The organism is Vibrio sp. 1CM23M, from assembly GCF_023161755.1.
Lineage (GTDB): Bacteria > Pseudomonadota > Gammaproteobacteria > Enterobacterales > Vibrionaceae > Vibrio > Vibrio coralliirubri.
Map to the genome: position 1 here is coordinate 362623 of NZ_JALNTR010000003.1, position 14670 is coordinate 377292.

Consider the following 14670-nt stretch of genomic DNA (forward strand, 5'->3'; position numbering starts at 1 on the left):
TGAGCTCGCTTACCCCAAATAACGTGAAAGCTAACCAACACACTGTAACAACGAATGCTTCAAATGATGGCAACGATCGGTTCTGAATGGCTAGCAAAATCCTATAACTATAAGGTGGTGAGCAAAATGGATGCACATCGTTCTACCTACACTGAATCAGCACTACGTGACGCGACTGTCGTCATGGCACCGGAAAGGCTAGGTGCAATGCACCAAACACGTATCAGCTTCGTTAGAACTCTGATTCGTAAAATGGCTCAGCAAGAATGGAAAGTGACGAAACATGAATGGCAATTAGACGCTCAAGGTTTTGGTCATGTTATCTATAAGCTTGCGACGCCAAACCATGTTTATCATTTGGTTGTTTTCTGCGATGAGATTGCAGATGACGAACGAAATGACCGTGTAATTGCTGAAAAGTGGGACGTAACGTTTGCGCTTGTTCTTGGTGATGTTGATGTCGCCCTACTTGAAAGACTTCGTGCGAATGTACCGCTTCAAGAAGCAGGCCGTAATCCAAATAACGTACTTGTGTTGGCGCGTGCAAACAAAAGCGTACGTGTGTTTGAACATATCGTTAGTCACTTGGCTAAAGGTGTTCAACCAACGCCGAAAGAACTGGCTGAAGTGGGTTACATCCTGCGAACGACAGCGGTATACGGTAATGGCAAATTTGGCATTGCTGACTTTAAAATCTTAGAGAAAAATGAAGATTTTAATCAGTCGTTTAGTGCGCAAATGTGTGCGGTTTATATGCTGCGTGAGTTCAGCCTAGATTGGGTTCATTACCTAGCTGAGCAACAGGGCGGTGAACAAGCTATTACCTTGCACAGAGGATTACAACGTTACCTTGGTGTTGGTAATGCGACTGGTTTAGGTATGGCGCCATACCTTATTAACCACCCAAGTATTGTCGATCAATGGATGACAACCCGTGAACATGCATTGGCGGACGTGTTGGCTAGTCAGACCGATACGGCGTTGATCGAGCCACTACGTAGATACGTTAAAAAAGCGATTTGTCATTTAGAACAAGTTGTTACCATCAATGAAAACCAGCAAGAGTTGAACAAAACCGCTGTTGATGAGTTAAAACACGCAGAACAGTCATTAGAAGCTTCTATGAACCATTGCGATACATGGGCGCAGTTAGTTGAACAATCTAAGCACATGAGTATGGAAGCCCAAGAAATCCTTATCTCATGCTTGATGGAATTGTACCCAGAATTAGTGGACGCCCATCAAGAGCATATGAATTGCAGTGAAACACTGTCGCTTCCTAGTGGCAAAAAGATCCAAGACCTATTGGTTGTGTTAGAAGAAAAGTACCGTTGGGCGATTACGACTGACTTTACGAAAGCAGAAAATAACTACTGGTTCTGGTATCGCTCTCAAGACAAAGAAGAGCCAAGACTCGGTGTTCGAGGCGAGGAACTCGGCGAAGAGCGTGAACTGCCGTTGGATATCGGCCGTCAAGCTTACCGCTTGTACCATGCTTTATTGCAATTCGCGCCAGAGCTTTCATTGGCAGAGTTTCTTGTTAAGCAGCCGCAGCATCGTGCCATTGCGCGGCGTGTATGGACGCTAGGTAACAAGGCGATGGGCGACATTCAAATGAATGTGCTACATCAAGACTCACCACCAATGCACTTGCTGCGTTGCAAGCTAGCAATGTTTGGTGCGACTAAGTTTGATCCTCGCTCAGACCGTTGGGTACGAGTGACGTTTTTCCAAGGTGCACCACTGCTTGATGAAATTCATCAGGACGAATGGGTGTTCCCAATCTTACCAAGTGAAGCGGAGATGGCTGACTCAAATAAAGTTCCTACACATATCAACGCTCAACATGGAGGTAAATCGTTATGATCGTTTCTCACAATGAACTGGTAGCGGCCGTTAATAAAGCCTTTTTGGGTATGCGTCGTACATGTGGTGAAGCCGATGTGATAGCGAACATGGTGGCAGATTTACAAATGGTTGGCTTGGATGGTGTTCGTCATTTTAACAACGCGAGCAACTTTATGGGGTTAGAAGACGATTGCCCTGTAGACATCCAAGTGACAAGCGACAACACAGTTGAAGTGGACCTGCACAAGGCGAGCTTAGCGTGTCATCTTCCTGTGGTTATGGATTACGCCATTGAAAAAATGGTCGGCAAAAAGACACTGAAAATCGAGCTAAACAACTGCCATAACCGTTGGTTAGCGTACAGTGAGCTTGTGAAACTCGCAGCGAAAGGCATCGCGTGTACCGCACGTTGGGATAATGGCTCAAACCCTAAGAGCACCTTGTATGTGCTTAACCGTGGTTGCGTTGCACCAGAACTGTTTTTATCAGATTCGCCACTGACATCGGACGAACATATCCACAATATGACCATCGAACTTTCCGTCCAGGATTTCGATATCGAACGTTTGTCAGATGGCTACCAAACACACATTGAGTCGGAAGCGCTTTTTAAAACTCAAGAGAAAGCGTGGAACGATGGCATTGAAGTTGATGAGGCAGAGTGGGGCGCGTTGAAAGAAACCGCAACAGCCATTCTTGTCGAAAGCAGCCAACGTTCGATTCAAGGTGCAGGGGAGCTAACGACTTCATAATTTAGTGCTTAGTGCTTAGTGCTTAGTGCTTAGTGCTTATTGAATCGATAGCATTATTGATAACACCCGCTATAACAGATAAAACCAAAGAGCTTAACGTATCCTCACCTCGTTAAGCTCTTTTTATTTGTGTTCTACTTTTGTTCTTCCTCTCAATAGAGCACACCTTAAACTCTCTGTTTTGACGCAAGTTGTTACGCGTTGAAGGTAAATTAAGCAATTAGATGAAGCACCTTCACAATCATGTTAAACAAACGGTTTCATTTACAAGCTAGTATGCGTATCTTGCTAAGTCAGGTGCCAAAGGGCGCCGTTTTTATTCGTACCGATGACTTTAGAATCAGATAAAAAAGGAATGAAGCGTGCAAGCTAACTTTATTGATGGAACCACCCTGTATCGTCAGCACTCTTTTGAGTTGCCACTCGATTATCAAGCAAAAGATGGACAACAGATCCAAGTCTTCGCACGTGAGCTGGTTGATCTCGCTAAAGATGGGCAAGAACTGCCGTGGTTGATCTACTTTCAGGGGGGGCCAGGTTTTCCTTCTCCACGAGTGAGTGGTCAATCGGGTTGGCTAAAGCGTGCATTACAAAACTACCGTGTCTTGCTTCTAGACCAACGTGGTACAGGCAACAGCACAGTGATTAGCCATGAAACCTTGGCGCATTTGTCACCAGAACAGCAGGTTGAGTACTTAACGCATTTCAGAGCGGATAACATCGTTCGAGACGCTGAAGCGATTCGTGAGCAGTTTGGTATTAAGCAATGGTCTACGATTGGTCAAAGCTTTGGTGGCTTCTGCACACTGAGCTATTTGTCACTGTTCCCACAGAGCTTGCAACGTTGCTACGTGACGGGTGGTATTCCGTCTATTGAGCGAGAAGCTGACGATGTTTATCGTGCGACATATAAGCGTGTGGAAGACAAAAACAGAGCCTTCTTTGCTCAGTTCCCACAAGCGCAAGCCACGTGCCGCGAGATCTCTGATTACCTGCTTAACAACGACGTAAGACTGCCAAACGGACAGGTGTTCACGGTTGAGCAATTTCAACTTATTGGCATTAACCTTGGTGGCGGTGAAGCGAACCTTCCTATGTACTTCACTCTGGAAAGTGCTTTTGTTGAAGTGAACGGTAACAGACAGCTGAGCTACAGCTTCCTAAACCAAATGCAGCAAGAGCAGGGTTACTTAACTAACCCAATTTACGCAATTCTGCATGAATCGATTTACTGCCAAGGTACAGCGTCTAACTGGTCTGCACATCGAGTTCGTGAGCAGTACCCACACTTCAACTACCAATCGGGTAGTGAGTTCTGGTTTACCGGAGAAATGGTCTACCCATGGATGTTTGATCAACTTGAAACGTTGAAGCCATTGCGTGAAGCAGCCAATCTATTAGCTGAAAAATCGGATTGGGGTACTTTGTACAACACTGAGCAGCTGAGCAAGAATACGGTTCCGATGGCGTGTGCAGTTTACGCAGATGACATGTACGTAGAACTGGATTACAGCCGCGAAACATTGGCTAATATTCCAAACTCAAAAGCGTGGATTACCAACGAGTATGAGCACAATGGTTTGAGAGTGGATGGTGAGCGAATCGTCGATAAGCTAATGACGATGGTTGATGCATTAGAAAACTTGCCAAAATAATCAAATTCTCTGCGTAGGTTATCTACGTTAGAAGCTATCTAAGTTAGAAGCTCTTTACGTTAGAGACAAGGCACGCCAGAAACAAGAAAACGCTGCATCCGTGCAGCGTTTTTTTATGTCATCGAACTATTCGATTTAAGGAACTAGGAGGGGTAGCCCTTGAAGCCATTAAGGTTGGATGACGATATCTTGATTTTCGGTGGTCGATAAGCTGGCGCGGTTTTGTTCGATAAGCTGAGCCGCATAAGAGGGAGTCACAGCTTGAATTTCGCCTTTTGAACGAATAGTTAGTGCTTCCCACGCATGATCACGGTATTTGCCTGTTTGTGTATATTCAATTAGTACTCTCATGATTCTTCCATCCGATGTGTGGTTAACGTGCTACTAACATTAGCGCCATTATTGTGGTTACACACCTGTTAAAAATGGAACATAAGATTAACCAAATGAGAATGCGTGTAACTTGAAAAACAGACCCAACTGCACTTATCTTCTTAACCGCGTTTATCGTAACCAACCTTACTTACCGTAAATAACATCCATAAAAAAACGCTGCACGATGGCAGCGTTAAAGTTGAGATAGGTTGAAGATTGCTTAGTTGTTTTCTAAACCAACAATCTTGCGTGCAGACATCACTGCACTATCCAAATCGGTCAATCTACCAGCACTTGCTGGACCAAGAACTGATGAATACAAAGCCAACTGCTTCTCAAATGATAAATCTAATTGGTTATATAGATTTTGGCGGATTTGAGCGTGTTGCTGTGGCTTTGCGCTCGATAGGCCTTCCAACGTATCGTAGATGAGTGTAGTTGTATCCATAACTGTCCTTAGTACATCTTTAGAAAATTTTGCATATTATGCACTTGGTGTCATCTTTGTTCTGCGAGATTGATCGCATTATGTGCAGCTCTGCTTAATTGTGTAATCAGTTAGTTACAATTGTGTTGTGCGGCAAAGTATCGAAAACTTGGGTTTGGGCAAAAGAAAAGGAGACACTGTGGTCTCCTTTTGGTTTGTTAGGCAAAGATAAAAGGTACGTGCTGTTCGCTGCGTATTGAGCCAATCGGCTACGCACAGCTACAGCGTCTATCGTATGTTAATGTTCTTATCTCGATTTTCGTACATTTCAGGCGTGGTGTGTAATCCGCCCGCATAACCTGCTGCTTCAAGTGTTTCTCGTACCTCTCTAACATGCTCAGCCGTGACCGGTTCATTTCGGTCGCCAAGGTTTAAACGCACAAACGTGATTAACTCAGCTAAGCGTTGATCCGACAATACATCTTCAAAACTTGCCATCGGCATGAAGTTTCGGTCTTTGTCGAGATAGGTGGGTTGTAAGCCACGTACGGTTACCGCAATGGTGTTGAATGGGTCGCTGTGCATGATAATACCGTTATTCAACAGAGTCGGCGCGATTGGGTCACGACCTTTACCATCGTCGCCATGACACGCCCCACAAGTTTGACGATACGTGGTGTAGATTTCACTGGCATACGCAGCTCCATCAAACCCTTTAGGTTGTAACTGAACGGCATCACTGGCAATGGTGTTGTTGATATCCCCACTGAGTAGGTAATAGGACATCGACTCGATATCTTCACGTGTCATCAAGCTTAGGCTGTTTTTCACGACATCAGCCATACCCGCAAAAGCAGTGCCTTTGTCTGAATGTCCTGTGTGTAAAAAGTCGGTGAGTGTTGCTTCATCCCAACCATCGATATAGAGCTCATTGGCTGTAATATCAGGCGCGTTCCAACCGTCGATCAAGTTACCTTGGAAAATACGTTCTGGTATCAGTGCTTGGGCAATGTTTCGAGGTGTATGGCACTCCGAACAATGACCAAGCCCTGCGACCCAATATTTGCCTTGTTGCCACTTATCGACATTCTCAATTTCTCCTTTGAGCTCCTCTGGTACTTCGTAATCAATAGGGTCGGTATCCATGAATACAATGTTCCAGCCAAGCAAACCTAAGCGAATATTGGATGGAAACATCATGCTGTTGTCATCATTGCGTCGTGGCACGGCGGTGATTGACTGCATGTATTCCCATAAATCCACCATGTCTTGGTCGGTGAGGTATTGATAAGAGGTGTAAGGCATTGCAGGGTACAGGTAACCATTCTTACCTTTACCTGCAACTAACGCGGCTCGGAAATCATCAAAGTCATAAGTCCCAATCCCTTCGGTGGTGTGTGGCGTTATGTTGGTTGAATACACGGTACCGAAAGGGGTCACAAACGGTAGGCCGCCAGCAAAGGGTTCGCCACCTTCTGCACTATGACAAGCCACACAGTCACCGGCATAAGCGAGATATTCTCCGCGCTCAACAGATGATGCTTTCAAACTCGCGAGCCTTTGTTGTTCTACTTCACCAGCGTGTCGGATATAAGCCCCAAGCGCGAGTATCTCGTTCTCGGTGAGCTGCTCATCAAACGCAGGCATTAGGTTGTTCAAACCGTAATTGATAGTGTGCTGAATCTCTTCAATACTGCCGCCGTGAAGCCAGATGTCATCGGAAAGATCAGGTACACCAATCGCTGGATTAGCGACAGCACCATCGGCATGACAAGACGAACAGTATTGGACGAACAAGGTTTTACCGAGCTCGACTTTAATCTCCGGTACATCGGTATGACGTTGGTTGAGAGAGGCTAGATAGTAGGAAACTTTTGCCACCTCATCTGGGCGCATGATTTCACTCCAACCCGGCATAGCACCGTTCCGGCCTTTGGCGATCGAATGAATCACAGCTTCATCACTGCCACCATAAAGCCACTCTTGGTCTATCAGGTTAGGAAAGTGCTTTTGTCCCTGAGCGTTATCTCGGTGACAAGCAGCACAGTGAGTTTGGAACAGAATTCTACCGCTGTTCACGATCTCTGGGACTGCAGCTAATCCCTCTAACGTGGTTTCACTGGTTTGTGCAAATTGCTCATTGAGAGTGGTGGATGGTGAGCTGAGCTTATCGTCGCTTTGTTCCCAATCGACTAAGCCTTCCCATTCGCCAAGCCCAGGGTAGAGCACCAAATAGCCTGCAGATAAAAGAAATGCGACCGCATAGCTGACAAATAACAGCTTAGGTGGAGGCGCATCTTTCTCTTCAATCCCATCAAAGGTGCCAATGGTGTGGTCGTGATCGGCCTTATGATTGCTACGCCAATATTTAACGATAACCGATACCATCAGAACAAAGAATATTAAGGTTAAGAGTACCGCCCATAGATTCCAGAATGTGCTCATTTTGATACCTCCTGTGACGTATCTTTACCTAGGCTTTGTAAATAGCGAATCAGCGCTTCACCTTTGGTTTTGCCTCTTACTTGCAAACGGGCGTCACCAATTTCTTGATCGGTATAAGGCACTCCTAAGGTACGTAACACTTCCATTTTGGCGCTAATATCGTCTCCAGTCAGGGTCTGTTCAAATAGCCACGGGTAAGAGGGCATGATCGAGGTCGGTACGACTTTTCGAGGATCAATTAAGTGAATAACATGCCATTGGTCAGAATACTTTCTACCTAAGTTAGTGAGATCAGGACCAGTACGTTTAGAGCCCCACAAGTTAGGAAACTCATAGATATCGTCTGCTTCTTGGTTCGGGCGACCATTACGTTTCACCTCTGGCTCTAGAGGGCGAACCATTTGTGTGTGACAAACATGGCAGCCTTCACTGATGTAGATGTCTCGGCCTGCTAACTCAATTGGTGTGAGTGGCATCGCTAAGCTGCCTTTGGCAATATCGTCGCCACGGACAATGCTTGGCACTACCCAGACCAATAAAGAGAAGGAAGCCACGACAACAGTGGTCAAAATTAAAATGACGATTGAATGTGTAAAGTCTTTACTCATCATTTAAGCCCCCTCATTAACGGTGGTTTTAGCATCATGTACTGCGGGCATACGAACCGTTTTGTACAAGTTGAAAGCCATTAAGAACAATCCAAGTACAAACAGCGCACCACCGAAGAAGCGCATGAATAGCCAAGGTGCTTTAAAGTCCATAGCTTCTACAAAACTGTAAATCAGTTCGCCATTTTCATTTTGAGCGAGCCACATATACCCCTCGCCGATGCCTGCGATCCAAAGTGCAATCGCATAAATGGCGACGCCAGCATGAGCGAGCCAAAAGTGCCATTTAATCAGTCGTCGTGACCAAAGATCGGTTTGGCCCCATAAGCGTGGAATGAAATAGTAAAAAACAGCTATCCCTGACATTCCAACCCATCCGAGAGCCGCGGAATGTACGTGTCCTATGATCCATTCGGTGTTGTGTGCCACCATGTTGAACCAGCGAATAGCGAGTAGCGGACCTTCGAATGTTGCCAAGCAGTAGTAAAGAATCGCTGAGAAAAAGAATAAAAGAATGTAGTCGGACTTCAGCTTTTCTTTGTTTTGTAGAAGGGTCATTGCGCTATTAAACGCACCGGCCCAAGAAGGGAGCCACAGGATCAATGACATCACAATGCCGATGTTCTGAATCCAGATAGGAACGGAAGAATAAACCAAATGGTGCGTGCCGGCCCACGTGTAAAAGCCGACCAAGCCCCAGAAATGGATCACAGACAAACGGTACGAGTAAATAGGTCGATCCGCTGCTTTGGGTATGAAATAGTAGTTCATACCAATGACACCAGCGGTCAGTAAGAAGCCGACGGCATTATGTCCCCACCACCATTGAACAATCGCATCTTGAGCGCCTGCAAACACAGAGTAGGACTTCATCGCTAGCACTGGCATCGCGAGGTTGTTCACGATGAAAATCATTGCAACGACGATAATGAATGCAGCAAAGAACCAGTTAGCCACAAAGATATGGCTGACCTTTCGTTTAGCAAGGGTGCCAAAGAACAACACCGCATACAGCACCCAAACCAACACAATCATTAAGTCGATTGGCCATTCAAGCTCTGCATACTCTTTTGAGGTAGTGTGGCCTGCGGGTAAGGAAATGACCGCAAGTAACAAGATGAATTGCCAGCCCCAAAATACCATCCATGAAAGGCTTTTATTGAACAAGTCACAATGGCCTGTTCGCTGGGCAATGTATAAAGACGTCCCCATCAAGATATTCACGACGAAGCCGTAAATCACTCCAGAGGTATGTAGCGGACGCAGTCGACCAAATTGGAAATATTGAGAATCAAAGTTTAAGACTGGCCAATATAATTGCGCGGCGAGAATCACGCCGATGATCATACCTACAATCGCCCACACTAAGGAGGCGATAATGAAGTACTTCACGACCTTAATGCTGTATTGCGTTGTTACTTGTTCCATAACAAGGCTCCTTGCCTAGATATTTTGAATCGCTGACTTAATTTGAATCGCTGACTTAATTTGAATCGCTGACTTAATTTGAATCGCTGAGCGAGCTTGCTTCGTTGCCGAGCACTGAATAGAAATAGGAAATGTCACGAATGTCTTGGTCTGAGAGCGTATCGGCTTGTTGTTGCATGAGAATCGCTAAGCCACTGGTTCTTTCTCGAGTCTGGTAATCTTTCAATGAAGAGATGAGATAACCCACTTTTTGACCGCGAAGGTTCGGGTAGGGATCTTGTGTTGAGATGCCATCAGCGCCATGACAAGTCATGCACACTTTGGCTTTTTGTTTACCTAACTCGAATTGTTCTTGGTTAACTTCGGCAGAAACAGGAAACATGACCAGCGTCATTACCAGGGTAGAAAGTGTCGCCATGGGGTTAAATTTTTTTATATTCAAACTCATTCTCGATTCCCTTGATTATGAAATGAGTAAGCTTTTTAAGATCAACGCACGAGATCAACTGGTGAAGTAGAAACGACTGGAACTCGTTATTAGGTCTCTTAAAGCTGCTTACGTTCGATTAAAGGTTATGCAGCAACCAGCATTCTCGCTACTTACTTACTCATATTTATTGTTAATTTTGTTGTGTGATACGTATTCATAGGGCTTATTGGATTACTCAAGGTGTTTAAAAAAGAGAGGTTTCTACTAAATAAGGTGAGCCAATGATTATCAGAGAAGGAGCAAAGGTTGTGTTTGCGCTGGATTATAAGGTTGAAATGTCATTTAGTCAGGGTTGAGTTGAATGAATGAAAATAAGGCAATGTCCAAGCAAGTCAAATGGCCAATATAGACTAAACTCAGATTAGTAACCTTTTTAAAACGGAGTTTAAAATGAGAACTGCACTGTTGTTTATGCTTTCATTGTGTTCATTTTCTATTTTCGCTGCATCGCAACTCACCGTATTTGACCATCTAGGTCAAAAGCACCAGTTAAGCCGAGAGCAACTGTTACAACTTCCCCAAAAAGAGATTATTACATCATTACCTTGGGTTGATGGAGAGCTAGTCTATAGCGGGGTTACCTTGCAAACAGTGCTTGAAACCATGGGCTTACCTATTGCATCTCAAGTAACTTTCGTAGCATTGAATGACTACAAAATTGCGGTGCCTAAGGAAGACTTTTACGATTACCAACCGATCATTGCGATAAAACAGAATGGTCAATTTATGTCGGTTAGAGACAAAGGGCCCTATTGGTTGATATATCCTCTTTCCTCGACGCCTGATATTGATAACACAGACTTCCACGCCAAGATGATCTGGCAGATACGCGATATCCACCTATAGAGGTTCTCTATGAAAAAGCTGTTGTCGTTGACTGTCATTAAAGTCGTCGTGTTATCTTTGGCTGCGGTGGTACTCACCGTTAATATTTACAGTGTCACTCGCATTAACGACATTAACAAAAGCTTTTCGACTCGACAAAATGAAGCCACCTGGTTTGTTTTCCAGTTAGTAAAGGAATATGCCAATTTTCTGATGGTAAGTCGTTCCGAAACTATCGATTATGATGAGTTATGGCTAGCGTACGATATTACGTGGAGTCGTTTTGATATATTGATTAATAGCACTGAATCTTCTAACTTCATCAAGTCAGCAAACTTTAAGCCTTATTTCACTTCGGAATTTGATAAATTTAAGAGCTTGGAGTCTTCGATAAAATTGGTCAGTGAAGGATTATTAACTAAGGAGTCATTGCAGAAAAAGGTCGATATTTGCTACCAAACACTTGTAGATTTTATTAACGACAAGTTTCGCTTACAGAGCCCCGTGATTGAAGAAAATACTTCAATGGTCGATAACTTAGTTACCGTCCATCGAATAAGTAGCGTGTTTCTAGTTGTCATCTTGTTGATGACCGGGATTATTTTTTATGTGGATTTCTCTATCAAAAGAAAACTCTACTCTACGGATTTTATTACAGGGTTTCGCAATCGAATCTCATTGATGAAATTTGTGAAGAATAGCTATTCGAAGGACAACAACTTTGACCTCTATTTTGTCCGAATCCGAAACCTTACCGAAATTAATCAAAAATATGGCCTTGAATATGGGGATCTTGTCGTGAGTTCGGCAGCAAAGTCTCTGACCGCTAAGATACCAGAAAGCACCATTTCTTTTCGCAGTAGCGGAAGTCAGTTCTTATTTTTTATTCCTGACGATTTGTACGCTAGTGATGAAATTCAAGAAAAATTTAACGACGTGCTCAGTGATTACATCTCTGCAGGTAACCTAGAGTTGATGATTGACGCCGTAGTAAGGCATAAGAAAAACATAAGTTCTCAAGATATGATGGAATTATTGACCTCGATGCAAAGCTAAGTTTCTACAAGGCTTAGTCTCGTTTTAATTCCTCTCTACTGACACCTCATCTTACTGGCGCCTGAATTCCTACGTTATAAGCCTGAATGAAGCTGACCCAGCTAAGTCCATTAGGTTGGTAACTAACATACTAGCTATTACCCTCGTTAATATGTTGGCTTATGAGCAGAAAGGGGGCCTTCCTTTGTTTATTTGGCTTTGTCTTTAGGAATTGTTATTTGAATCGTCCTCGGTGAATCTGTGTTCATTGCAGAGGCTTATTTAGATGATAAGAGAGAGGCAGTTTGGTCGTGGTTATTCAGTAGTCATGTTTACTTAGATACGACTACTGTTTCTGATTAAGTGCAACAATCCTTTCGTTAGAGCTTGGTTCTAAAAGTAATTGCTGGTCTAGGATAGCTTGTGGGTTATGGTCACGGACGAATTCAATGAACTCAATATATGTTAGTGGCTGGCTAAAGAAATACCCTTGTATAAGGTCGCAGTTAGCTTTTCTTAAATGGTGATATTGTTCGATAGACTCTACACCTTCCCCTACAACGAAAGTGTTACAAGAGTGTCCTAAGTTAACCATGGATTCAACCATCTTGCGGTCAGCTTTGTCGTCGACGATATTGTCGATAAAGCTCTTATCAATTTTAAGTTCGTCGACAGGGTAATGAAGCAATTGGTTGAAGGCCGTGTAACCTGTACCGAAATCGTCGAGAGACACTTTTAAACCCAGGGCTCGGATGCTCTCGATCGTTTGTACGGTCAGTTTGGTGCTTTTCACGTAACTGGTTTCGGTAATCTCAATAATGATGTTGCTAGGTGGTACTTGATAACGTTCGAGCACTTTGCGGATGTTGTCGGCAAAATTACGATTGTAGAGTTCCATCGCTGAGATGTTTATGGATAGAGTACCTTTGTACTTGTGAATCTCGGAGAGTTCTTTATAGCTCCTAATGGCTGTGCTAATGACCCACATGTCGAGTTTGGATATTAGATTGCTCCTCTCCGCGACTGGAATGAACTCATCTGGGCCCGCTTTAATGTCAAACAATGCAGGGCAGCGAATGAGACATTCAGCGCCATCGACTTGCAGGGTCTGAGCATTGAAAATAGGCATAAAGCGAAGTTCAAAGTTGTCACTTTCACAACACTCCAATAGCCTTTTCTCAATAACGTCATGTCTTTCTAGTGTGTGGAGAAGTTCTTCGCCGTAAACGATTCGGCTTTCTCCATCACTGTGTGCTTTAGCACTAATCAGCATCTCATCGATGCATCGGTGCCATATTTCTTGAAATTTCGGGGTGTCGACTGGCAAAACACCAGTGGCAATCGAGAGCCTGAAACCGTAGTAATCAAGAAATGTTGTCCCCGTTAGAGTGTTGTTAATGTTTTCGATTTCTTCGTTTATTGACTGATGCTCGTCTATTTCTAATATGGTAATAAACTGGTTTCCGCCCAACCTTGCGAGTGAATAATCACTGTAACTAAAGCCAAACGAGGATTGTTGGTTCTGCAATGTTTCCCTTAGTGCCCTTGCTAAGCTCATCAGCACATTGTCGCCCACTTTTGCACCGTATAAATCATTGATTTTACGAAAATCAATGATGTCCCAGCAAACCAGATAGCAGTGAGGGCTCATCGAGCTTTTTAAACGCACATCGAGGTGTCGGATGAACGAGCGTCGGTTAGCTAATTTGGTTAGCTGATCGAACTCAGCTTCGAACTTTAATTCCGTAAGTGAATCAATGTAAGCGTTCTTCAAGCCATCAATTTCACTTTGCCCCGATGAACGTTTGAAATATCTCAGCTTAAGCCCACCTATGGATATTTCGTGTAGCAAATCTTTGAGTGGACGTACTAATTGATAGCGCACCACCATGTGTACAATCAACATGATGGTAAAAAGCGTGCAGAAGCTTCCCAGTAGTGTTTGTTGAGCGATGGACGATTTCTCTTCATTGAATTTTTTTTCGCGAATATTAACTTGAGCAAGGAAGTGGCGACTGTTCATCTCAACTTTAATGCTGTCTTTGGTTTGTTCAAACGACTTGATAACGAACTGAGTGTTTTCGATGTGTTCAGTATCTGATGAAGGTTCAATCAGAAGCTGCATATTGTCATCATCGTTGTATTTTATAAGCAAGTTAGACAGCTGTTTTAACGGACCATCTGCAATCAATATGTATCGGTTTAAGCTTTCGTTTGCGCGTTTGTCTTGGGGGAGTAAGTAAGGGTCGATGGCTGCGACATAGGCGTATCTTAGTTCGCCGCTTACCGAGATATAAGAGAAACCTTCTTGGGATAAGTCGTTCTTATTAATCAGAGAGGTATATATATCGAAGACTTTCTCGTAGATGTTGTCAGGGATCTTTAAGCCTTCGAAAGGGTCAGCTCGTAATGTCGAAAGTGTGAGAGTGAACTTGGGGTCAACGACATAGATATTACGTTGACCAAATTGATTAACGTGGCTTTGGTTTAAGACTCGAAGCACTCTTTTTTCTAATAGAGATAGGGTGGTGTAGTCACCTGGGTTTTGAATATATCGCAAGAACTGCAGTGACGAACCAATATCTTTTACTAACAAAGATAAACCAAGTTGTTCGTACTCAGCCGCCACTAGCGCTGTATTTACGTCGGATTGCACTTCATCTAAGTACATGTGTTTCGCGTGGTTAGAGGCTAAGTTATAGGTAACCATCCCACCAATTGTAAAAACGAACAATAGCGTGGGAATGAGTACAAAATAAAGCTTCTTCAATACAGGCATTAA

General features: G+C 43.8%; 12 protein-coding genes. 5 read left to right on the top strand and 7 right to left on the bottom strand.

Annotation, left to right across the window (positions count from 1 at the left end):
• Positions 1 to 63: 63 nt before the first annotated feature.
• From MSG35_RS12595 to MSG35_RS12605, 3 genes are all read left to right on the top strand, one after another.
• Complete coding sequence (locus tag MSG35_RS12595; protein WP_248384094.1) at positions 64 to 1866, top strand: hypothetical protein; 1803 nt, start codon at positions 64 to 66, stop codon at positions 1864 to 1866.
• Positions 1863 to 2600, top strand: coding sequence for a DUF3726 domain-containing protein (locus MSG35_RS12600; RefSeq protein WP_048608575.1), 738 nt, complete (start codon positions 1863 to 1865; stop codon positions 2598 to 2600). Before MSG35_RS12595 ends, MSG35_RS12600 begins: the two co-directional genes overlap by 4 nt.
• Before the next feature lie 362 nt (positions 2601 to 2962).
• Positions 2963 to 4255: an alpha/beta fold hydrolase gene (locus tag MSG35_RS12605; protein ID WP_248384095.1), complete on the top strand. Its 1293-nt coding sequence runs from the start codon at positions 2963 to 2965 to the stop codon at positions 4253 to 4255.
• A 168-nt stretch (positions 4256 to 4423) separates the two neighbouring features.
• Here MSG35_RS12605 and MSG35_RS12610 read toward each other — a convergent pair whose 3' ends face one another.
• The 6 genes from MSG35_RS12610 to MSG35_RS12635 form a co-directional block, all read right to left on the bottom strand.
• Positions 4424 to 4606 (bottom strand): hypothetical protein, encoded by a 183-nt coding sequence (locus MSG35_RS12610; protein WP_004730424.1) that lies wholly within the window; start codon positions 4604 to 4606, stop codon positions 4424 to 4426.
• A 244-nt stretch (positions 4607 to 4850) separates the two neighbouring features.
• Positions 4851 to 5078, bottom strand: coding sequence for a PAS factor family protein (locus MSG35_RS12615; RefSeq protein WP_048613371.1), 228 nt, complete (start codon positions 5076 to 5078; stop codon positions 4851 to 4853).
• A 267-nt stretch (positions 5079 to 5345) separates the two neighbouring features.
• The gene (locus tag MSG35_RS12620; RefSeq protein WP_248384096.1) at positions 5346 to 7502 is read right to left on the bottom strand and encodes a cytochrome c; all 2157 of its coding nucleotides are present in this window, start codon (positions 7500 to 7502) and stop codon (positions 5346 to 5348) included.
• Positions 7499 to 8113 (bottom strand): cbb3-type cytochrome c oxidase subunit II, encoded by a 615-nt coding sequence (locus MSG35_RS12625; protein WP_050650523.1) that lies wholly within the window; start codon positions 8111 to 8113, stop codon positions 7499 to 7501. Before MSG35_RS12625 ends, MSG35_RS12620 begins: the two co-directional genes overlap by 4 nt.
• Positions 8114 to 9538, bottom strand: coding sequence for a cytochrome-c oxidase, cbb3-type subunit I (ccoN, locus tag MSG35_RS12630; protein WP_248384097.1), 1425 nt, complete (start codon positions 9536 to 9538; stop codon positions 8114 to 8116). It lies immediately after the preceding gene.
• A gap of 73 nt (positions 9539 to 9611) precedes the next feature.
• On the bottom strand, positions 9612 to 9986 hold the full coding sequence (locus MSG35_RS12635; protein WP_059018733.1) for a cytochrome c: 375 nt from the start codon (positions 9984 to 9986) through the stop codon (positions 9612 to 9614).
• 432 nt (positions 9987 to 10418) lie between these two features.
• Between MSG35_RS12635 and MSG35_RS12640 the strand changes: the two genes are divergently transcribed.
• Entirely contained in the window at positions 10419 to 10874 is a 456-nt protein-coding gene (locus MSG35_RS12640; RefSeq protein ID WP_248384098.1) for a molybdopterin-dependent oxidoreductase, read from the top strand.
• Between the two features lie 9 nt (positions 10875 to 10883).
• Positions 10884 to 11909, top strand: a complete 1026-nt coding sequence (locus tag MSG35_RS12645; RefSeq protein ID WP_081229815.1) for a GGDEF domain-containing protein — start codon at positions 10884 to 10886, stop codon at positions 11907 to 11909.
• A 325-nt stretch (positions 11910 to 12234) separates the two neighbouring features.
• Here MSG35_RS12645 and MSG35_RS12650 read toward each other — a convergent pair whose 3' ends face one another.
• Entirely contained in the window at positions 12235 to 14667 is a 2433-nt protein-coding gene (locus MSG35_RS12650) for a bifunctional diguanylate cyclase/phosphodiesterase (protein ID WP_248384099.1), read from the bottom strand.
• Positions 14668 to 14670 lie beyond the last annotated feature (3 nt).